Origin of the sequence: Henriciella marina DSM 19595, assembly GCF_000376805.1 — a bacterium.
Classification (GTDB): Bacteria; Pseudomonadota; Alphaproteobacteria; order Caulobacterales; family Hyphomonadaceae; genus Henriciella; species Henriciella marina.
The window spans coordinates 839087-859045 of sequence record NZ_AQXT01000002.1 but is presented as its reverse complement, the minus strand read 5'-3'; the positions used below and the strand labels follow the sequence as shown (position 1 = coordinate 859045).

19 protein-coding genes and 1 tRNA gene are annotated in these 19959 nt (G+C 59.2%); 4 read left to right on the top strand and 16 right to left on the bottom strand.

Translation table 11 applies throughout. The features are described from left to right. The first annotated feature begins 57 nt into the window (after positions 1-57). A protein-coding gene (gene prfB / locus F550_RS0104335) for a peptide chain release factor 2 (RefSeq protein WP_156807815.1) occupies positions 58-1171 on the top strand; the annotation gives its coding sequence in 2 pieces (ribosomal slippage) (positions 58-126 and positions 128-1171; 1113 coding nt in all). Positions 1172-1231: 60 nt separating this feature from the next. Here the strand turns inward: prfB and F550_RS0104330 are convergent. The 3 genes from F550_RS0104330 to F550_RS0104320 all read right to left on the bottom strand — a co-directional run bounded on the left by F550_RS0104330 (position 1232) and on the right by F550_RS0104320 (position 3625). Beyond that, on the bottom strand, positions 1232-1771 hold the full coding sequence (locus F550_RS0104330) for a bactofilin family protein (RefSeq protein ID WP_018147304.1): 540 nt from the start codon (positions 1769-1771) through the stop codon (positions 1232-1234). Then, positions 1755-2972 (bottom strand): peptidoglycan DD-metalloendopeptidase family protein, encoded by a 1218-nt coding sequence (locus F550_RS0104325; RefSeq protein ID WP_018147303.1) that lies wholly within the window; start codon positions 2970-2972, stop codon positions 1755-1757. The genes F550_RS0104330 and F550_RS0104325 overlap by 17 nt, the downstream gene beginning before the upstream one ends. Before the next feature lie 194 nt (positions 2973-3166). Further along, positions 3167-3625 (bottom strand): peroxiredoxin, encoded by a 459-nt coding sequence (locus F550_RS0104320; RefSeq protein WP_018147302.1) that lies wholly within the window; start codon positions 3623-3625, stop codon positions 3167-3169. 80 nt (positions 3626-3705) lie between these two features. Between F550_RS0104320 and F550_RS0104315 the strand changes: the two genes are divergently transcribed. After that, complete coding sequence (locus F550_RS0104315; protein ID WP_156807814.1) at positions 3706-7125, top strand: YhdP family protein; 3420 nt, start codon at positions 3706-3708, stop codon at positions 7123-7125. A gap of 29 nt (positions 7126-7154) precedes the next feature. Here the strand turns inward: F550_RS0104315 and mazG are convergent, their stop codons facing one another. The 8 genes from mazG to F550_RS19525 all read right to left on the bottom strand — a co-directional run bounded on the left by mazG (position 7155) and on the right by F550_RS19525 (position 14803). Continuing rightward, a complete protein-coding gene (gene mazG / locus F550_RS0104310; protein ID WP_040500443.1) occupies positions 7155-7958 on the bottom strand; it encodes a nucleoside triphosphate pyrophosphohydrolase in 804 nt (267 codons plus the stop codon). 265 nt (positions 7959-8223) lie between these two features. Next, positions 8224-9036, bottom strand: coding sequence for an MBL fold metallo-hydrolase (locus F550_RS0104305; protein WP_018147299.1), 813 nt, complete (start codon positions 9034-9036; stop codon positions 8224-8226). After that, the gene (locus F550_RS0104300; protein WP_018147298.1) at positions 9033-9806 is read right to left on the bottom strand and encodes a TatD family hydrolase; all 774 of its coding nucleotides are present in this window, start codon (positions 9804-9806) and stop codon (positions 9033-9035) included. Before F550_RS0104300 ends, F550_RS0104305 begins: the two co-directional genes overlap by 4 nt. Positions 9807-9816: 10 nt before the next feature. Then, a complete protein-coding gene (locus tag F550_RS18385; RefSeq protein WP_018147297.1) occupies positions 9817-10764 on the bottom strand; it encodes a DNA polymerase III subunit delta' in 948 nt (315 codons plus the stop codon). Then, a complete protein-coding gene (gene tmk, locus F550_RS0104290) occupies positions 10764-11384 on the bottom strand; it encodes a dTMP kinase (RefSeq protein ID WP_018147296.1) in 621 nt (206 codons plus the stop codon). The genes F550_RS18385 and tmk overlap by 1 nt, the downstream gene beginning before the upstream one ends. After that, positions 11381-12538, bottom strand: coding sequence for a D-alanyl-D-alanine carboxypeptidase family protein (locus tag F550_RS16830; RefSeq protein ID WP_018147295.1), 1158 nt, complete (start codon positions 12536-12538; stop codon positions 11381-11383). The genes tmk and F550_RS16830 overlap by 4 nt, the downstream gene beginning before the upstream one ends. A gap of 91 nt (positions 12539-12629) precedes the next feature. Continuing rightward, positions 12630-13583: an SPOR domain-containing protein gene (locus F550_RS0104280; protein WP_018147294.1), complete on the bottom strand. Its 954-nt coding sequence runs from the start codon at positions 13581-13583 to the stop codon at positions 12630-12632. 182 nt (positions 13584-13765) lie between these two features. Then, positions 13766-14803, bottom strand: coding sequence for a septal ring lytic transglycosylase RlpA family protein (locus F550_RS19525; protein ID WP_018147293.1), 1038 nt, complete (start codon positions 14801-14803; stop codon positions 13766-13768). A 232-nt stretch (positions 14804-15035) separates the two neighbouring features. Here F550_RS19525 and F550_RS0104270 point away from each other — a divergent pair. Beyond that, a tRNA-Ser gene (locus F550_RS0104270) sits at positions 15036-15125 on the top strand. Positions 15126-15250: 125 nt separating this feature from the next. On the opposite strand, the gene F550_RS0104265 is transcribed toward F550_RS0104270, so the two are convergent. The 3 genes from F550_RS0104265 to F550_RS0104255 form a co-directional block, all read right to left on the bottom strand. Next, entirely contained in the window at positions 15251-15649 is a 399-nt protein-coding gene (locus F550_RS0104265; RefSeq protein ID WP_018147292.1) for a hypothetical protein, read from the bottom strand. A 119-nt stretch (positions 15650-15768) separates the two neighbouring features. Beyond that, positions 15769-16413, bottom strand: coding sequence for a GNAT family N-acetyltransferase (locus tag F550_RS0104260; RefSeq protein ID WP_018147291.1), 645 nt, complete (start codon positions 16411-16413; stop codon positions 15769-15771). A 2-nt stretch (positions 16414-16415) separates the two neighbouring features. After that, entirely contained in the window at positions 16416-16910 is a 495-nt protein-coding gene (locus tag F550_RS0104255) for a hypothetical protein (RefSeq protein WP_018147290.1), read from the bottom strand. A gap of 204 nt (positions 16911-17114) precedes the next feature. Here F550_RS0104255 and F550_RS0104250 point away from each other — a divergent pair, with 204 nt between their 5' ends. Then, the gene (locus F550_RS0104250) at positions 17115-18107 is read left to right on the top strand and encodes a LysR family transcriptional regulator (RefSeq protein WP_156807813.1); all 993 of its coding nucleotides are present in this window, start codon (positions 17115-17117) and stop codon (positions 18105-18107) included. On the opposite strand, the gene F550_RS18375 is transcribed toward F550_RS0104250, so the two are convergent. Both F550_RS18375 and F550_RS0104240 read right to left on the bottom strand, forming a co-directional pair. Continuing rightward, entirely contained in the window at positions 18085-18459 is a 375-nt protein-coding gene (locus F550_RS18375; RefSeq protein ID WP_018147288.1) for a helix-turn-helix domain-containing protein, read from the bottom strand. The two genes, F550_RS0104250 and F550_RS18375, sit on opposite strands and share 23 nt — an antisense overlap. A gap of 315 nt (positions 18460-18774) precedes the next feature. Continuing rightward, entirely contained in the window at positions 18775-19872 is a 1098-nt protein-coding gene (locus tag F550_RS0104240) for a CaiB/BaiF CoA transferase family protein (protein WP_018147287.1), read from the bottom strand. Between the last annotated feature and the right edge of the window lie 87 nt (positions 19873-19959).

Sequence of the window (19959 nt, the reverse complement as noted above, 5' to 3'; positions counted from 1 at the left end):
TGCGACCCAATATGTGCATGCCGTCCAGCCTCACGATCAAGTAGAGACACGAGACTTATGTCCACTGAGATTACGACCCTTATTAATGAAATCGAGCAGTCTGCAGAGCTGCTGAGGAGGCGTCTTTGACTGGGACGTCGCCCAAAAACGTCTTGAAGAGCTGAACGCGCTCTCCGAACATCCTGAATTCTGGAATGATCCAGACAATGCCCGCAAGCAGATGGCCGAGCGCCAGCAGCTTGAGACGAGTATTCAGACCGTGCTCGACCTCCAGCAGGAGACCGCCGATGGGCGGGAGCTCCTGGAACTTGCTGATGGCGACGCCGAAATGATCGAGGATATCGCCGCCAGCATGAAGCGCCTGAGAGAGCGCGCGGCGAAGGCCGAGCTTCAGGCGCTTCTGTCAGGCGAGGCCGATGGCAATGATTGCTATATGCAGATCAATGCCGGGGCAGGGGGCACGGAAAGCCAGGACTGGGCTGCCATGCTGCGGCGAATGTATGTCCGCTGGTCAGAGAGCAGTGGCTACAAGGTCGAGGAAGTCGATGCCCATGACGGCGAAGAGGCCGGAATCAAGTCGGCGACGCTGCTGATTTCGGGCCAGAACGCCTATGGCTGGCTGAAGTCGGAGTCCGGTGTCCACCGGCTCGTCCGGATATCACCTTACGACTCGTCGGCCCGGCGGCACACCTCCTTTGCCTCGGTCACGGTGTCTCCCGTAATTGACGAGTCCATCGAAGTGGAAATTGATCCGTCAGATGTGCGCACCGATACCTACCGCGCATCCGGTGCGGGGGGGCAGCACGTCAACAAGACTGACTCCGCGGTTCGCCTGACGCATGAGCCGACCGGTATCGTGGTTGCCTGCCAGGCGGGTCGGTCGCAGCACCAGAACCGGGCGAAAGCCTGGGAGATGCTGCGGTCAAAGCTTTATGAGGTCGAGCTTCAAAGGCGCCGGGACGCAGTGAAGGACAGCCACGACTCCAAGTCCGATATTGGTTGGGGCCATCAGATCCGCTCCTATGTCCTTCAGCCTTATCAGCTCGTGAAGGATGTCCGCACCAATCACGAGACGTCAGACACGTCGGGCGTTCTGGACGGCGATATCGATGCTTTCCTAAGCGCGTCGCTCGCCCATCAGGTCGGCGCGTCGGAGGAAGAGGACGCATAGAAAAACGGCCACCCGTGAAGAGTGGCCGTTATCTGAAACTGATTTGTCGTCTCTGACCGATCAGGACAGCGCGGTGCTGTGCGCCGTGCTGGCGCTCGATGAAGAGGTCTTTGGGTCGGACGTGCTGGTCGCCTTGCTGGACATGTCGCTGCTCGATGGCTTCGCAGGCTTTGGACCAGACGTCTTGAGCGGGTCATCTGAATGTTTGACCTGGCCTTCGAAGATCGCGTTTGGCTGGATGCTGAGCGAGGCATGAAGAATATCGCCTTCGACGCGGGCGCCGGTTTCAAGCTCAACGCGGCGAGCCCGGATGGAGCCGAGCACTTCGCCCTTTACCTTCACGGCGTCGGCTTTCACTTCGCCGATCACCTTGCCGGTTGCGCCGATCGTGATGTCGCCCGCAGTCACGTCACCTTCAACGACCCCGTCAATATGCAGGGCGCCTTCAGAATTGATCGACCCTTTGATTTCCATGTCGTTGCAGATGATGGAGGCTGCCGAGGAACGGGCACCGCTCGTGCGGCTTGCGGCCGCGCGGCTCGTATCTGCGGGCGGCGTGTAGCTGGACGCGCTCGAGGTCTCTTTACTCTTGGTGAACATGTTTACCTGCCCTCAGAAACTCAACTGGATCATATGGCTTATTGTTGAACCATACTTCGTAATGGAGGTGAGGCCCGGTGCTGCGGCCCGTGGACCCCATTGCGCCGATAACATCACCGATGGCGACCGTATCACCTTTGTCGACGTTGATACGTCTTAAATGTGCGTAACGCGACTTGAAGCCATGGCCGTGATCGACCTCGACCAGACGGCCATAACCGGACTTTGTGCCGGCAAAGCTGATCGTGCCGGGGCCCGTCGCCGTGATTGGCGCGTTCCAGTAAGCGCCGACGTCGACACCATTGTGCCAGCCAGGGCGCTGATTGAAAGGATCGACGCGAAGGCCGTAATCAGAGGTCAGACGCGAAGGCACACCCACCGGATCAGCCAGTGGAAGGTTAGAAATGACCGTCTCATAGTAACGGGCTTCTTCCATCCGCGCGGCGACCTGTGCGACGCGCTCGGCGAACATTGCTTCTTCCGGCGTGTTGAAATTGCCTGAGGCGAGGCTTGCAAATGGGACAAGAGGGCCGCCCATTTCGCGGTTCTCAGCAATCCGGTTCGTGCCAACGGCTGTCAGACGCAGAACGCCGCGGGCAGCTTCTGCGCGTTCGATGGCAATGTCCTCGACTTCATCGAGAAAGGCCTGCTGTTCGCGCTGGATATCAGCAATCTGGCCGCGAACACCGACATTCGTCGCATTCGCTTCTTCAACCTGCTCGGATGCGCGCGACTGTCTGCGGTCGGCTTCGTCGATGGAAGCATTTACGAGAAGGGCGGTGCCATTGCCGCGAAGGGCGGAGGCTTCAAGCTCCCCCCCGTTGCGGAGCGACTCCAGCATGACTTCAAGCGTGCGGTGGCGCTGTTCGAAATTGACGGTCGCTTCCTGGAAAGCTTCGGTGCGCTCTACGAGTTGGGAGCGCGACAGCGCATCACGGGCGCGCAGCTCCTGTACCCAGCGTTCGTATTTGTCGATCTGTTGCTGGCCCTGGGCCGACAGCGTGCTGCCGGGGATAAAGACGAGACTTGCGGTGGCGTAGAGTGTCCAGCCGACGACGGCGGCGATGGCGATGGACAGTACGGCTTGTTGCGGAGGCGATATAGTAAAGTAACGGACGGTACCGCCACTGCGGTGGTAAATCTGACGCTCCGGGAAAAGGCGACTGAAAAGTTCACTGACCTTCATCGTCTTCTTCGTCATCGACGCGCCAACCTCTCTAAAAACTCTTACACTTGCCGTGGATTCTTCCTCGGCGACACCCTCACGAGCTTGTGTAACGCAGTTTGAGCCTATGCGAAAAGGGTAAATGGCTCGTTTGGACGCATTTTTTTCAGAATTGATAAAATTTTGTACCAAATCTTCCCCCGCCCCGGGCACAACAGGTGCAGAATAGATCAAAGTATAGACAGAACTTCCTCTGCATGTCCTTTGACCCGCACCTTCTGCCAACATTCAATAATCGTGCCATCGGGGCCGATGGCAAATGTAGACCGTTCAATGCCCATGAATTTGCGACCATACATGTTCTTTTCCTTCCAGACGCCGAAGGCTTCGCAGGCCGACCCGTCATCGTCGGCCGCGAGCGGTATTCCAAGCGCCTGTTTTTCAATGAACTTCTCATGAGAGGCGAGGTCTTCGCGGGAGATGCCGACGATGTCGAACCCTTTCTGCGCAAACGCCTCCCTGAGTTCGGTGAAGGCCTTCGCCTCGGTCGTGCAGCCAGGCGTATTGTCCCGCGGGTAAAAGAAGAGAATGAGACCGCGGCCGTTCTCGGGAGGGACCTCAACCGGGCCATCAGTGGTGATGAGTTGGAGTCTTGGGGCGGTGTCGCCTGCGCAAAGAGCTGCTGACATCGTGGTTTCGTCCTATTTCTGCTTTATTGAGAAGCTAGTAGGGGTCTACAGCCAGAACTGAAGGAGGCAAACCGGCCTTGGTGCGACAGACCGCAGCCGTCATTACATTCGAGATTGTCGGCGGGATACTTCTTCTGGCGATTGCGGGGGCTATTGGACTTGCGTTCCTTCTCTCGCGCGGGCCGGTAGAGCTCAATGTTTTCAAGGGCGAAGTTGAAAATGCCCTGATATCTGCGCGAAACGGCCGCGACGTCGACATCGGACGGCTGACGCTGCAATGGTCGCCGACGGACCGCCGCATGATCGTCGCGGCAAATGGCCTGAAGCTCGCAGACAATGACGGGCAGCTTGCCGGAGAGGCCGAACAGGCCGTGATCACGCTTGATGCCGGATCGCTGCTCTTTGGCCGGGCCGAAGTTATCGGCACAGAGCTGCGTAATGGCTGGGCAGATGTGCGCAACATTTCGCCGACCGAGTGGACATTTGCAGGCGAGCCTCTGCCGGAGTTCGAAGCCCGCGACCTGCCAACCACGCCCGAAGGCTGGTTGAAACTGACAAACTCATCCCTTGGAAGCGTCTTGAGAGGTCTTCAGGCCAACAGGACGGTAAACCCGCTCGAGACGGCCGCGTTTCGCAATATGGAGCTTCGCTTCTTCGATGCCTCCGGCGACCTTCTTGCCCAGATGGAGGAGGCCAATGGCCGGTTTGAGGAGTCCGAGCGCGGTATAGAAGTAGAGCTTGCAGGAAGCGGGGAGGGGATAGGTCTTCCCGGCGACGTCTCTTCCGAGCTGACCGTGCCGCCCACTTATGACGCGCTGAATTTCAGCATTGGCATCACAAACTGGAGTGTGGGGGACCTCGCCGCACGTTTCGGTGTTGGAGACAAGATCATCAGCGGCTTTCCGGCCGATATCATCATAGGCCTCGAATATCAGGACGGCGAAGGCGTTACAGCGCTCAACCTTGCCGCCGATGCCGAAGATGGCCGCGTGACACTTGCAGGCCGAGAGATCGACATAGAGACGCTGATCTTCGATGCGGCGTACGACCCCGTCGCAGACCTGCTTCAGCTGAATGACCTTGCGGTCGTCACCGAACGCGCCAGCGGGGATATCGCTGGCAGCATCACGGGCATTGTGAAACGCGAAGATACGATCGCGTTCGATCTGACGTCCGACGCGTTTGAAATCGACGTCACGCCATACTTCCCGGAAGTCTGGGAGCTCGATGCCGTCCGCGTGACCGGCTCCCTGGATGAAGAGACGACCGCGCTTGTACTGGACAATTATGAAGTCTCGACACGTGGCATCGATTTCAAAGGGACGGCAGACCTTGCTCCGATAGGTGATGTCGCAGAAGGGGAGCTACCCTTCCGCATTCTCTCTGAAGGAGAGGCCGAAGGCACCATTACCAAGGAACAGGTGCTGGCATTCTGGCCGGAAACGCTTGGTGCCGGCGCGCGGAATTTCACAGAGAACCGCGTCCTCAGCGCGCGCGTTACAGCGGCGAACTACCGGCTGGACCTGAAACCCGACAGTTTTGCCGAGGGGTTTCTGCGTGACGAGGATCTGATGGTTCGCTTCTTCATTGAAGATGGCGCGGTCAAATTCCTTGATGACCTGCCGCCTGTAACAGATGGCGTCGGCAGCGGCCGGCTGACGGGTAACGGTTTCCAGGTCCAGCTGAGTGAAGGCGATTATGACGGCTGGACCCTGACAGAGGGCAGCGTCCAGTTTCCAAAGCTCAACCCGAAGGGCGAGATGTCCCGCATCTTCGCAAGAGGCGAGGGGCCGCTGGTCAATGTGATGCGCAATATCGCGAACTCACGGCTCATGGAGGGGAATGACGGCGCGCTGGATCCGGAACGGTTCTCTGGCAACGCAACGGCGACCTTTGAGATGCTTCGCCCAGCCCTCGACGATGTTCCGATGGAGGATATGGACATCAAGGTTTCCGCCAAGGTGACAGATGCCGCCTTGTCCGATGTTCTACCGGGGCTCGATCTCACAGGCGCCGATGTCGATGTCGCATTGGAGAATATGCGCCTCGTCATGACCGGCTTTGGGGACCTCGGCCCGGCGCCGGTCCAGTTCACCTGGCGCGATGAATTTGGCGATGACGTCGATACGGCCGACCTCTCAGCAAGTGCCTTCATCTCTCCCGATTTCCTCAACCGGTTCGGCATTGTTGGCCGCGCCTATGTTTCTGAAGACATCCCCGTAGAGCTTCAGGCGCAGGTGGCAGCAGACGACCTGGCGGCAATCGAAGTTGGGTTTGAGCTCCAGCAATCGCGCGTCGACATATCCGAAATCGGATACATCAAACCGGTCGGTGAAGCGGCGCGAGCGACACTCTCCTATGACGCGAAATCTGACACAAATGCCTCCACTTTTCGCTATGTAAGCGAAGAAGCCCGCTTTGACGGGGATGTTGTGCTCTCGAAGATAGGGCGACTCCAGACCCTGAGCGTTCGTGAGGCGTTTCTTGACGGGTTTATGGACGTCAGCGGCAATATCCGGCGCGAGCCCAACGGCAAACTTGTCAGCGAGCTAAACGGGGCCTTTCTCGATGCCAGCGCATTCTTTGGCGATTTCGGCGCCATGGGCAGCAACGCGTCCGGTGTCAGCCTGCCCATCACGCTCAGCGCCGAGCTGGATACGCTGCGCCTGCGAAGTGGCCTCGACCTGGAAGATGCGAGCCTGACCTTTGTGAGCTCCGAAAATGGCGTGCGCGAAGTGCGCGCCGACGGCACGATTGAGACCGGTGGCCAGATGAGCGCGCTGTATACGGGCCCGACGGCAGACGACCCGGCAAAGATCAGTCTCGACAGCGATGATGCAGGCTTCTTCATGCGGGCCTTGCTGCGCCAGGACTTTCTGACGGGCGGCTCGCTTCGGCTCACTGGCGACCTTGCGCGGGGGACTGATCCAGCGCGACTGTCGCTCAGACTGAACGATGTGCGCATGCGTGACGCGCCATTCCTGACGCAGGTGTTGTCCTTGGCATCCCTCAGAGGGCTCGCCGACACGCTTAGCGGGGAAGGGGTGCTTTTCAGCGATATCGACGTGCCCGTCGCCATGCAATCGGGCCGTTTCGTGATCGAAGGCGCACGTGCCAATGGCCCTGCGCTGGGTCTTACCTTGAATGGCTGGTACGAGCAGGAGAGCGATGAAATCCGTCTCAGCGGTGTGCTGGTTCCAAGTTTCGGAATGAATTCCATGCTCGGCGGCGTGCCGGTGATCGGCGATCTTTTCGTTGGCCGCGAGGGCGAGGGCATCTTCTCGCTGACCTATTCGGTTCGCGGAACGCTCAACCGGGCGCAGGTCGCGGTCAATCCGCTATCGGCGGTGACGCCTGGCGTCCTGAGGCGGATATTCGAGAACCCGGCCGACACGTCCATTCCCGACAGCATTCCGGTTGACCCGGGAAAGACACCGCCAGCGCCGCCCATGCCGGATGCAGAGTTTATTCCTTCAGCACCAGGGGTTGAACCGAACTAGCATCGCTTGCTTGCCGCTCGGAAGGCCGTTTATTCCTGGGTCTTTACCTCATCCCAGAGCGCGCCTTGCTGATCCAGCGACAGATCGCTGAAAACCTGCCCGCGCCCCGCCGCTAGGGCTTCCATGGCACGAAAGCGGCGTTCGAACTTCGCATTTGCTTTCCTGAGCGCAATTTCGGGATCCAGCTTGAAGCGTCGCGCAAGATTAGCTGAGACGAAGAGCAGGTCGCCGATCTCGTCCTCAATGTCATCGATATCGCCGCTATCTATCGCCTCGCGAACCTCGCCGGATTCCTCTTCTAGCTTCAGAAGAATATCCTTGGCGTCAGTCCAGTCGAAGCCCGTTCGCGCGGCGCGCTTCTGGATCTTTTCGGCGCGCATGAGCGCAGGGAGGGCGTTCGCCACACCGGCTAGTGCAGATGTGTCCTCATCGGACTTGCCTTTCTCGGCGCGTTCGCGCGCCTTGATTGCCTCCCAGGCTTCGGTCTGTGTGTCGGCGTCGCGTTCGTCTGCGTCTCCGAAGACGTGCGGATGCCGGCGCACCATCTTGTCATTTATACTCCGGGCCACATCCTCGACGCTGAAGAGCCCGGTCTCCGACGCAATCTGGCTGTGGAAAACCACCTGCAGCAACAGATCGCCGAGTTCTTCCTTGAGATCGCTGTAGTCGCGCCGCTCGATCGCATCGGCGACCTCATAGGCTTCCTCGATCGTGTAGGGGGCAATCGTCTCGAAACTCTGCTCAAGATCCCATGGGCAACCACCATCGGGATTGCGCAGCTGCGCCATGATCGATTTCAAGCGGTCGAATTGGGAAGTGTTGGAGGTCGTCAAAACGGGGAAGCTCCATTCAGCGTGTGATTTGTCGTACGGATATCCGGTTAACCTTCTGGCGTGCTTGCGGCCTCGCGCACAATAGGGGAGTGCCAGGTTTTTCAGCTTGGCTCGCCAAACGTGTTCTGGACAGCCAGCGGAATTGCCTGAGACAGGCAGCGATCGCGATATACTAAAATCCCGCGCACGGCAGCGTCAGGGAGTGGCTTCGTCCAAACTAACAAAGATCGCATAATCTATATTATGGGAAATTACGACATACGGTTCAGAGCGTGAAATCGATGGAGAGGCCATCATAGGCCGGCCGGATATGCGTCGGAAGCTCTTTGCAGAGCGTCTGATAGTCCATGTCGATGTGAAGATTCGTCAGCCATGCTTCGCGCGGTGCGATCTCCTCGATCCAACCCAGCGCACGGTCCAGATGGGCATGGCTTGGATGTTCTGTATAGCGCAGCGCGTCCAGAACAATGATGTCGACCCCTGCTATAGCCTTGAGGCTCTCTGGCGGGAAATCATGGAGGTCATTGCAATAGGCAAGATTGCCCATTCGAAATCCGAGGCTCATGATCCTGCCGTGCATCTGTTCGACAGGCAAAAAGGTCACCGGACCGCCCTCTCCGCTGATCGTGAACGGCTCCAGCGGCACGATGTCGGCCTGCCTGTCCAGGATGGGCGGGTAGCCGCCATGGCCTTCAAAACAGTAGCCGAACCGCTCTGTCAGCGTGCTGGCTGTCCGTGCATCGAGATAGGTCGGCACACGTCGCCGCATGCGAAGCGCCAGCGCGCGAACATCATCGATCCCGTGCGACTGGTCTGCATGGTCATGTGTATAGACCAGCGCGTCGAGATGCTTGACCTCTGCGTCAAGCAACTGGTCGCGCAGCTCAGGCGAGGAATCGATGAGAATGCGTGTGCACTCGTCTGGTGTCTCAACTGGCCCGGCATCGACGAGCGCGCAACACCGGCGCCGCCTGTTGCGCGGCTCAGCCGGGTCGCAGTCGCCCCAGTCATTCCCGACACGTGGTACGCCGCCGGATGACCCCGTCCCAAGAAATGTAAAGCGGCCCTGACCTGTCATGATGGTATTTTATTGAATAATTGCAGAGCATTATGTTCACAAATAGATGCTATTTCTTCGCGAGACATATTGTGCAACTCTGCCAGAGCATCCGCGACATGTGGCAGATAGGCCGGCTCATTACGGCGACCCCGGTAAGGTACTGGCGCGAGATAAGGACAATCGGTTTCCAGGATGACCCGGTCGAGCGGCACCGTCGATACAACTGAGCGGACATCCTTGGCGCTCTTGAAAGAGAGAATGCCTGAGACCGAGAAATAGGCGCCGAGCGCGACGCCGCGGTCTGCAAGGTCCTGCCCACCCGTATAACAGTGCAAAAGAATACGGAACGAACCGTTCTTGTATTCGCTTTCGAGCAGATCGGCCGTCATTTCGTCTGCTTCCCGTGTGTGAACGACAAGCGGCAAGCCTGACCGGCGCGCCGCATCTATATGACGGCGAAAATTTGCGACCTGGTCCTGTTCTGCGGAATACCCGTAATGGAAGTCGAGGCCCGTCTCCCCTATCGCAACGGTTTTGGGGTCGGCAGCAGCGGTCAGAAGTGCCTCGACCGTCAGGTCCGGGAAATCCTTGGCATGGTGCGGATGAACGCCGGCCGTGTTCCAGATGTCCTCATTGGCGTCCGCGATTGCCTTCACCGTCTCGTAATTGTCGAAACGGTCACAGATCGCGAGGAAGCGCTTTACGCCGGCTTGGCGCGCTCGGGCCAGAACCTCCTCGCGGTCGTCTTCGAAGGCCTCTGCGTGGAGATTTACGTGCGTGTCGAACATGAGGTAGCGACTAGCCCTTTGCGGCGCCGGATTGAAGGCCTGTCACCAGTTTTGACGCCGCCTGAACCGGTGTCATGTGCAGGTTTCGCTGCGCGGCGACAGTGCGCTGAAGTTCAAACCAGACCGTGGCCCAGTGCGGCGCGTCATTCGCCTTCTCGCCAACCCAGCTCATGATTTCATCTGCGAAGACAGCAAAGGATGTCTCGTCTTCAGCTGCGGCCTGAATGGCTGTGGCGAGCGTTGCATCATTCGGTTTGGGAAAGGCTTTGAGCAGACTGCGCGCCGCATGGGCCGCAGCAAGGACTTTGGTCCCGGTCAGCTCCTCGGCACGTCCTGGCCGGCCCTTGACCAGCGTTGCGGTCTGTTCAGGCGTTTCGGAATTCTGGGCCTTCAGCGCCCGGAGCGTATCCTCATCCGAGAGCGTGTTTAGTCTGAGGGTCTGACAGCGTGACCGGATCGTCGCGAGCACGGGAACTGTGCCATGAGAGATCAGGAACAGGATCGCCCGCGCCGGTGGCTCTTCCAGTGTCTTCAACAATGCGTTTCGGCCGTTTGCGTTCATCTCATCAAGTGCGTCGAGGATCCCGACCCGCCAGCCGCCGAGGGCCGGCTTCAGCGAGAAAAAGCCGTTGAGTTCGCGGATCTGCTCGACCGAGATGTCCTGTTTCAGGTTTCCCTTGTCATTGAGGCCGCGTTGAACGTGTTTGAGGTCGGGGTGGCCCGAGGACGTGATCTTCTGCATCACCGGGTCGTCTATTGATGCTGCCGCAACATCAGGTCCGGCAGGTTTCGCCCCAAGCAGCATCGCGGCAAGACGAATAGCGAAGCGCGATTTTCCGATGCCGGACGGGCCTTCTATGATCCAGGCATGATGAAGACGCCCGCCATCGCGGGCTTTGAGGAATTTCTTCTGGGCGGTCTCATGCCCGAAAAGCGGAAGGGCAATCTCGCTCATCATCAATCCTCGTGCAGTTTGGAGAGCGCCGCCTTCAGGACATCATCAGGCGCCTGCATGGCATCGATGACCCTGCAGCGCTCTGGATCACGGGAGGCGATATCCAGAAATGCTTCGCGGACCTTTTCATGGAAGTCGATCGGCATGGACTCGAAGACGTCCGACATCCCCCTGTCGCGGCGCCGAGAGAGCAGATCCTGAACAGGCCCGTCGAGAATAAGCGTCCGGTCGGGCTGGGAGGTGCCGACGACGAGTTTGTCCAGCGTATCGATGCTGTCTTGATCGAGGCCACCTAGCCCCTGGTATACCCGGGTCGAATCCGCAAACCGGTCACAGATGACCCATGCGCCCGCCTCAAGCGCGGGAATGATGATGTTCTCCAGGTGGTCACGGCGCGCGGCATATACCAGAAGCGCTTCGCTGAGTGCGCTCCAGCGATGTCCGCCCGGTGGTGAGAGTACAAGCGCACGGACAGCCTCGGCAAGCTGGGTGCCGCCGGGTTCTCTCGTTACCGTGACCGCGATGCCGTCGTCCAGGAGGTGAGTTTCAAGGCCGGCAATCAGCGTTGACTTGCCAGTGCCTTCCCCGCCTTCAACCGTTATGAAACGCCCGCGGCGGGTCATTCTGCCGTGCCGCCACCCATTTTCAGGCTGAGCCCTTCGATCGCGCGGCCCATGAAGCCAAGCTCGCCGACCGATTCAGTCGCGACGAGCGGCGCGGTCACCGGGACGTCCTTGCCTTCCATCGTGACGACGAGCGTGGCGATCTCATCGCCAGCGGCGATCGGCGCTCTGAGAGGGCCGTCGAAGACGATTTCGGCATTGGCTTCGTCGAAAGCCCGCTTGTGGCCTGCTACGCGAAACTCGGACGCAAGACGAACGCCAACGGACCGTGCCTCTCCATTCCAAACCGGAAGCTCTGCAATCGGTTCTTCGGTTGGTTCGACGGTGCGTGTATCGAAGGCCGTGAACGCCAGACGCATCAGGCGCTGGGATTCGTCATAGCGTGCCTGCGAGCTTGGAAGTCCGTTCAGGACCATGATCATGCGCTGGCCATCGCGCTCAGCAGATGCGGTCAGGCCGTAGCCGGAGGCTTCGAGGTGACCTGTCTTCAGGCCGTCTGCGCCTTCCATCGTGTAGAGCAGCGGGTTGCGATTGCCCTGCGTGATGCCATTCCAGGTCATCTCGAGCTCTGAATAGTATTTGTAATATTGCGGATAATTGCGGATCTCAGCGGCCGCCAGCTTGGCAAGATCGATCGCCGAAATGACGTGCCCCTCAGCTGGGAGGCCGCTGGCATTCTCGAAATTTGCGGACGACAGGCCCATTTCCCGGGCAACGTCTGTCATCCGGTCGGCAAAAGCTTCCTCTGAGCCCGACAGGCCTTCTGCGAGCACGATGCAGGCATCATTCCCGGAGAGCACGATAACGCCGCGGAGGAGCTCCTCGACTGTCGGCGTTTCGCCGATCTCGAGGCCCATCGTGGAGCCGCCAGTTGCCCAGCCGCCTTCACGCCAGGCACGTTCGCTGACGACCAGCGTGTCGTCCAGCGAGAGCTCACCCTTTTCGATGGCGTCATAGATGACGTGAGCGGTCATGATCTTCGTCATCGAGGCAGGGATCATCTCCTCGTTGCCGCGCTTTGAATAAAGAACATCGCCGGTCTCATAATCCATGATGACCGCAAATTCCGCTTCTGTATCGATATACTGCGCGCTGGCAGGCAGGCCGGCCCCAAACATGACGAGGATAGCAGCAAACAAGTTCAGGCGGGGCATTTCATGGTCTCCGGAGGCTGGCAGGATCTTCTGATCTGCAACCTAAACCAGTGACGGCGTTTTGGAACCCGGGTCAATGCACCCGGCTGTATCAGCCCTGCGTGACGAACCCGTCGCGAAACCCTTGCGACTGCAGGCTGCTCCGGGCCCGGTTGGCCGCGGCGCGGTCGCGAAATGGACCGACCATGACACGGTGATAAGTTGTGCCATTGACGTCGACCGTCCTTACATCGTTCGGCAGGCCTGAGGTCACGCGGTTCGCGACCGAGCTGGCTGACCCGGGCTTTGTGAAAGACCCGATCTGGACAAACAGACCAGAGGACTCGGCTGTCTGCACCGGCTTCTGCGGAACGGGCGCTGGTGCCACCGGTTGCGGGCGCGGCGCCGGCGTCATGGGCTGCTCTTGCGGCGCAGTGCGGGCCTCCAGTGGCGCAGGGCCAAGATAACTAACCTCAACCTCATTGCGGTTTGCCGCCGACACGCCAAGCATTTCTGCGGCGTGGGTAGACAAGGCGAGTGTATCTGCCCGCTCCGCCGATGTGCGCGATGAAATGCGCACGACAATCTCACGGCCTGTCGCCGGGTTTAGGACGTGAGCCAGACTGTTGAGTGGCAGGCTCGCATGTCCGGCGGTCATAGTACCACCAGAAACAAGGGATGGGGAAACCGACACCATGTTCGTAAAGCTGCCAGATGGAGCAGCGGCGCGCATGGTGGGCGACCGGGGAGACGTCAGGTTGGCGGGGGGGACGCTTCCCGGATAGGCAAAGCGGATCTTCTGCCTGACAGATGGAAGCGTGCCGGAGCCTGTCCGGGTCACCGGCCCCCGCCAGGTGTCATGCGCTGCAGACGGGTTCGGCCTTGGCATGGCGCCAGAGACTGACCGCGATGCTAGCGTTCGATGGCTTTGCTGGGCCGCTGTCTTGCGCACGAAATCAATAGGTGCGCCGACACGCGGATCAGCGGTTGCAAATACCTGACAAGATGAAACGAGAAATGTCGTTGCGACGAGCGCACGTATCCCGGTACTGGCGTTCAAAGCCATAGGAACCTCATTCTGAAGTCTATTTTCGTGTCCGACATTCTGCCGGGGCACGGACCGATTTATTCGGTCAACTTGAACAGTAGAGTAAGAAGGTAGAGGTCAATTGAAGCTGAAGTGAAAGTTTGCAGGGGTTCAGGTAGGAATTTGCTTACAGGTTGCGCCGGGCCCGCCAGTAGCGGGATCTAGCGCAGAACCAGAAAACCCTCACCAAGTCCCAGAGTGCTTAGGGTCTGGCGCGCTGTCTCTCCAGCATCGCGCGTTGCGAACGGGCCGGCAAAGACGCGGAAATAGTCTGCGTTTTCAATCCGGATCGCTTCGATATCGGTCTCAAACTGGCCGCGCAGACGCTCTGACACCGCCTCGGCATTGTCGATACGCGTGAAAGCGCCGATCTGGATGAAGACTTGCGGACCGAGCGGCATTGCTGAATTTTCCGTCGGGTCAGACGCGACGTTGTAAGGGCGAATGCTGGCCTGCCCCCGTTCTATCGGTGGCTCTGGCTGTTGCTGGGCTGTCTGCGTCTCGACCTCAGGCTTCAGCGGCCGCGGCTCTTGCAGCTTTGCAGGTGTCGCGATGCGTTTGCCAGGGTCCGGCACGCCGAGAGACGGCTCTACGCCGCCAAGCAAGGTGTCGTTGTAAAGGGTTGGCTTGGCTTTCTGTTGTTCGAGCGCGCTCGCCGCGTTTGGGCCCACACTCGGCTGGAATGAGGCACTATCGTCGAATTGAACTGTCTGTTTGCGCGGCGCAGGGCCGATATAATCGAGCGTGACGGTTGCCGTCCCCTGCTCCAGCATGCCGAGCGTTTCGGCGGCGCGGCGCGAAAGATCGATGATCCGGCCGCCTGTGAACGGGCCGCGATCGTTTACGCGCACGACGATTTCACGGCCATTGGCCTGATTTGTCACTTTCACCAGGCTGGGCAAAGGAAGGTTCGGGTGAGCTGCTGTCAGTGCATCTGCGTTGAAGATTTCGCCGCTCGCTGTGGGCCGGCCGTTGAAGGCCCGGCCATACCACGAGGCAATGCCGCTCTCTTTGGCGGCGACGAAGGATGACGTGGCAGATGACGTCCGAAGCAGCTGCCCGGTATATATGGGCGCAATGTCTATATGGGCGCGGGAAAGGTCCCGGTCCATATCATCCGCCCGGGCTGGCAGTGCCACAAGCCCAATGACCAGCAGGCTCGCCAGGGTTTTCTTGGATGCTCGATGCGATGTCGCCATGGGACCTCGTCTTCTGTTCAGGTTTTCACCGGCTGCCAGCGTGCAGCCGATGTGCTGGATCGAAACCAGCCTGGGCCCCTGCCCCAACTGGTTTCATTACGACGGAAATTACAAACAAAGGGTTTCTTCGCCTAACCCTCTGACGCGACAGGTCGCGCTGGAATAAGGCAGAATTGAGGTTCAGCACTGCTCTTGCATTTGCTCGCATAATGTCAGAAAGAGCGCCCCACGCGGAGGGATGGCAGAGTGGTTGAATGCACTAGTCTTGAAAACTAGCGAGCGTGCAAGCGTTCCCGGGGTTCGAATCCCCGTCCCTCCGCCATTCTTCAGTATCCCAAACATGAAGCAGCACCTGCGGCCGCGGGCCCGGTGGCTGCGGCGGATGGTTTGTCTATAGCGGCATGGATACCTGCATCCGCATGTATCTGCGGACATTCGGCCTGTGGGTCAGGGCGGCTGCAGAAGCAGGCCGTTATGCTGCATCAGCCTTGGCAGGACTGAGCGTGTGGTCTGGTGAGCATCTGGAATCAGGTTGATGCAGCCGTGTGCATTAGCTGCCGTTCCGAGCAGTCGCTGAACCACACTTCCCGGCGCGAGCCGTTGCCATGGGGCGCGTGGGGCGAAGTCTGTCCAGTCAGCTTGTTGTGACGGTTCATCCCCGAAAGCCTGCAGCGTGATATAGACGCGGCCCTTCTTGCAGACTGCAAAGCCGATGAGGCCTGAGCTGTGTTCGGCACGGCGGGCGTCCAGGTAGCGATCGAGCCAGTAAAGCTCCCACAGGAAGATGGGCCAGTACCTGAGGTCCAGCATGCCGAGGGTTTCGAAGATCCAGTCACGGGCGATCATGGCAGAGAGCCTAGACGGGAGATGTCAGGGGGCGGAAACTCTGGTGCGAGGAGAGTGCGCTGAGGGTGTTCCGGCGGTGTCTGGGCGGTGTTTCGCGCCGCGCCGGTTTCGCCAGCTGACTAAGCAGCTTTTTCCGCCGCCTGCGTCCCCGATCGCTCTGCAGATTCTTCGAGGATACCCTTTCGGTCCCAGTCGCCTTCGGGACGGATAAGAATGAAGGGGTCGCTATCGGGGCCGAGCGCGTCTGGATGAGACGGAACCGGAATGTCGATTTCAGTATACTCATAGTCGGAGAAGCTGAAGCCCTGCCGGCCTTCCTGAAGCTCGCAATGCAGTACCCTCGACCAGAGCGGCCAGAGGCGCGCCTGGATCTGGCCGATCATGAGCGTGTAACCTTTGCGCGCCGCGATTTCGAGGGCGTGGGCAAGCAGGATGCGCTCAATATGCCGGCCACGCATGGACGGCAGGATGCAGACTCGTTCGATCTTACCGAAGCTGGCGAACCAGCGAAGTCGCAGTGTTCCGACGGGTTCGCGCCCGATGGATGCAATCAGGTGGAGGGCGGCCAGATCATTGCCGTCATATTCTTCGTCATAGGGACAGCTCTGCTCTGCCATGAAGATGGCTGCCCTTATGGCAAATATGCGCTGCAGATCATCGAGGGACTGAACGGGCCGGACGTTCACAGCACGAAACTTGTCGATGGTCGGCGGTCGCCGGAGGGCTTTTGCGCCCGTTATTGGATAGGGAAGCGGAGCCTGCATGACTATTCGCTCACCGGGTCTGAGATGAAGAGGTCTTTCAGCCCGCCTTCGAACGGGCGATAGCCAAGCGCGAGCATGGACCGCGCGCCATCTTCGGTGGCCCCGCGCGCATAGGTAGGCACGGCAGCAAATGCATTCAGGCGGAGATCGCCCGCCGACATGAGGACCGATTTTCGCGCCTCGCGTGTGGCGCCAGCATAGATGCCGCAATAGACGCCAAATACAGGGGTGTTTGCCGGTGCAATGTGACGAACGGCAGGATCGCCCGGATTGAATGAGCCGTCCTCGACCGCCTCTCTGCCCGCTTCGGTAACGGGGACGACGAGGAAGATGCCGGATATCGGATCACCGGTGTTCCAGATCGTCATCTGCGTGATGGCGTCGACGGTCGCGACGACTTCCGGGCTGGCGAGTTCGCCGTCGATGAGACGCTCACCAAGACGGAGGGTTTCCGCCAACTCTGCTGCGCCTGCCCGGCGCAGATCGTATTTTCCCATGATGTCAGCCACTTTTTGCGGCGAAGCGATACAGTACGGACTGGCGGTTTGTGATACAACTGATCGGTGAACGGTCATCGAAAAACTCCCTTTGCGCGAGATTTCTCGGTTTTCGCTCATGGGTTGTCAAGTATTACGATTTACAATTGGGCGGTTTGAAGTCAGGGCGAAGCCTCTAAGCCTTTGCTCCGGGACCAAATTTTCATGAAGAAAAACCAACTCGACTGGGACAAGCTTCGCGTGTTCGGTGTGGTGGCAGAGCTCAAGAGTTTTACTGCGGCCGCAAAGCGGCTCGGTGAATCGACCCCGACGGTCAGCCGGAAAATCGATGAGCTTGAGAAAATGCTGCGATGTGATCTCTTCACCCGCACCACAAAAGGCGTCGAGCTGACAGAGGCTGGCTGGCAGGTCGTGAAGCGAACGCATTCGATGGGTGATCAAGCAAATGAGATCATCAACACGCTAAGCGGTATCGATAAGGATGGCGGGGGAAGCCTGCGCCTGGCTGGTCAGGACGGCGTCGCCTCGCACTGGATCACAAAATTCATACCGGAGTTTCAGGCCGAGAATGAGCTGATCGATCTGGATATCCAGATTCTGGACCATGAAATTGACCTGATTGCGAGCGAGTCCGATCTCAGCATTACATTCACCGAGCCTCGCCACAGGGACATCATGGCAATCCGGCTTGGCGTGCTTCATTACATGTTTTTCTCGACCGAGACCTATCTCAAGGGACGCGCGGTGCCGGAGAGCCTCTATGACCTTCGTGGTCACGACGTCCTCATTCATGACGCTTATTCTCACCAGATAGAACGCTGGTCGACGCGGGCGGTCGACCTGAAGAAGGCACTGCGCTTCAAGCTGCACACCAATTCCGGCACTGTACTGAAAGAGATCTGCGCCTCGGGAGGCGGCATCGCGGTCATGCCATCCTATGTCATTGATATCGACGACCGGCTGGTGGCGCTCGACCTGCCTGAAGTCGCACCGATCCAGTTCTGGTTGACCTACTCGCCGCGCATCCAGAGGCTCTCACGCGGGCGCGCGCTCATCGACTGGTTGCGCAAGCAGTTCTCAAGCGATCGCTCGCCCTGGTTTCAGGAGACGTTCGTGAACCCGAACAGGTTCGAGACCTATGAGAGACGTTTAAGGCCGGAGGCCTCGCCTGGAGCTAAACCGTCTTCAGGATCGTAACGATCGCTTCCAGTTTCTTTGGATCGTCGATTGTGCGGGCAATGCGTCCAACTTCGGCGCGCATGCGGTCAATCTCTGAGTCTTCGCTATCGGACCCACCCAGAAGAACTTCTTCGGGAAACAGGTGATCGATCGGAACGGTCAGGATGTTGGCGATGGCCGCGAGCGTCCCTGCACTAATCCGGTTCGTGCCGTTCTCATACTTGTGGACCTGTTGATAAGACAGGCCGAGTTGCTTGGCGAGATCATCGAGCGTCATGCCTATACGGCGTCGGGCCTGGCGAACGAGTTGGCCAATACCGCGATCTGCGTCGCTCACCTTACGCGGTGATGCCGTTAGAACTGTGCTCATTTAAATCCTCGAACAACCATAATTAGTGATTTGCTCTCATTACTATCGTCTAGCTTTACGCGTTACAGCAATAAGCAGCTTCACAAAATATATGAAACACAAGACTTACTGAAAGTCATCATCAAGTGATCATGACAATAGATAAAAAAAGGGCCGCCTATTGGCGGCCCAGTTCAAGCAAGAAGGACGTCGATCGCAAATCAAGCGGGCAAAAAACGCCCATAAGCACGACCGACCCTGATTTTATAGCAATCGGCGTCTGAACGGGGTGGCAGGCTTATCGTTGTCTCCCGTTCAGGTGTCGCGGCTGCACCTTTAGCTGATCTGCCAGTCATTCAGCACTTCATCGGTATGGGCGCCAGGGCTGGCTGGCGGGCGCTGGATCTCGCCGGGAGTCCTGGAGAAACGGGGGGCTGGGGCCGGCTGGGTGACGCCCTCATAGTTGACGAAGGTCTGGCGTGCCTTGTTGTGCGGATGATCGGGCGCTTCCTGCATGGAAAGGACTGGCGCGAAACAGACGTCCGTGCCTTCCATGATGTCGCACCATTCATCGCGGGTCTTCGTCTTGAAGACGTCAATGACCTTTGCCTTGAGATCTGGCCATTTCGCCCGGTCCATCTGGTGCTGGAAGTCCGGGTCTGTGAGGCCCGCCTTTTCCAAGAGAAGCGCGTAGAACTGTGGCTCGATAGAGCCGATGGCGACGTAGCCGCCATCCCTGGTCTCGTAGGTGTCGTAGAAATGGGCGCCGCCATCGAGCAGGTTGTTCTCGCGCTCATCATTCCAGACGCCCATGGCGCGCATGCCATAGAACATGGAGGTGAGAGAGGCCGCGCCATCGGTCATGGCAACATCGATGACCTGGCCTTCGCCGCCGCCCTTGGCGTTGATGACCGCAGCCAGCAGGCCGAAGGCGAGATAGAGCGCGCCGCCGCCATAATCACCGATCAGGTTGAGTGGCGGCGCAGGACGCTCGCCCTTGCGGCCCATGGCGCCGAGCGCGCCGGTGAGCGCGATATAGTTGAGGTCGTGGCCGGCTGCCTGTGAGAGTGGACCTGTCTGGCCCCAGCCGGTCATCCGGCCATAGGCGAGCTTTGGATTGCGCTTCAGCGCGACGTCAGGGCCAAGGCCGAGGCGCTCCATGACGCCGGGACGGAAGCCTTCGATCAGGCCGTCGGCCTTCTCGATCAGCTTCAGCGCTGTTTCAACATCGTCAGGGTTTTTCAGGTCGAGGGCGATCGAGCGCCGGCCGCGCGATTCGACATTGGCTGGCGTGGCGGCCCGCCCGCCCTTGCCTGCCCGGTCGATCCGGACAACGTCAGCGCCGAGATCGGACAGCAGCATGCCGCAGAACGGCCCTGGTCCAATTCCCTGAAATTCAACGATCTTGATGCCTGTTAGTGGTCCGCTGGCCATAGCCTGGCTCCTCCCTGATTTCGCAATTCGCGAGACCATATAAGAGCCGGACCCGCTGCCAAGACTTGCCGTCGCGTCGCAGTCCGC

Excerpts from the sequence above, each read along its gene's own strand:
- F550_RS0104250 (WP_156807813.1), top strand. The coding sequence starts at position 17,115 with ATGAAGAAAAACCAACTCGACTGGGACAAGCTTCGCGTGTTCGGTGTG.
- F550_RS0104325 (WP_018147303.1), bottom strand. The coding sequence starts at position 2,972 with ATGACGAAGAAGACGATGAAGGTCAGTGAACTTTTCAGTCGCCTTTTC.
- F550_RS0104255 (WP_018147290.1), bottom strand. The coding sequence starts at position 16,910 with ATGGGAAAATACGATCTGCGCCGGGCAGGCGCAGCAGAGTTGGCGGAA.
- F550_RS0104330 (WP_018147304.1), bottom strand. The coding sequence starts at position 1,771 with ATGTTCACCAAGAGTAAAGAGACCTCGAGCGCGTCCAGCTACACGCCG.
- F550_RS0104320 (WP_018147302.1), bottom strand. The coding sequence starts at position 3,625 with ATGTCAGCAGCTCTTTGCGCAGGCGACACCGCCCCAAGACTCCAACTC.
- F550_RS0104260 (WP_018147291.1), bottom strand. The coding sequence starts at position 16,413 with ATGCAGGCTCCGCTTCCCTATCCAATAACGGGCGCAAAAGCCCTCCGG.
- F550_RS0104265 (WP_018147292.1), bottom strand. The coding sequence starts at position 15,649 with ATGATCGCCCGTGACTGGATCTTCGAAACCCTCGGCATGCTGGACCTC.
- F550_RS0104280 (WP_018147294.1), bottom strand. The coding sequence starts at position 13,583 with ATGGCTTTGAACGCCAGTACCGGGATACGTGCGCTCGTCGCAACGACA.
- F550_RS18375 (WP_018147288.1), bottom strand. The coding sequence starts at position 18,459 with ATGAGCACAGTTCTAACGGCATCACCGCGTAAGGTGAGCGACGCAGAT.
- F550_RS0104240 (WP_018147287.1), bottom strand. The coding sequence starts at position 19,872 with ATGGCCAGCGGACCACTAACAGGCATCAAGATCGTTGAATTTCAGGGA.
- tmk (WP_018147296.1), bottom strand. The coding sequence starts at position 11,384 with ATGACCCGCCGCGGGCGTTTCATAACGGTTGAAGGCGGGGAAGGCACT.
- F550_RS0104305 (WP_018147299.1), bottom strand. The coding sequence starts at position 9,036 with ATGACAGGTCAGGGCCGCTTTACATTTCTTGGGACGGGGTCATCCGGC.
- F550_RS0104300 (WP_018147298.1), bottom strand. The coding sequence starts at position 9,806 with ATGTTCGACACGCACGTAAATCTCCACGCAGAGGCCTTCGAAGACGAC.
- F550_RS19525 (WP_018147293.1), bottom strand. The coding sequence starts at position 14,803 with ATGGCGACATCGCATCGAGCATCCAAGAAAACCCTGGCGAGCCTGCTG.
- F550_RS16830 (WP_018147295.1), bottom strand. The coding sequence starts at position 12,538 with ATGCCCCGCCTGAACTTGTTTGCTGCTATCCTCGTCATGTTTGGGGCC.
- F550_RS18385 (WP_018147297.1), bottom strand. The coding sequence starts at position 10,764 with ATGATGAGCGAGATTGCCCTTCCGCTTTTCGGGCATGAGACCGCCCAG.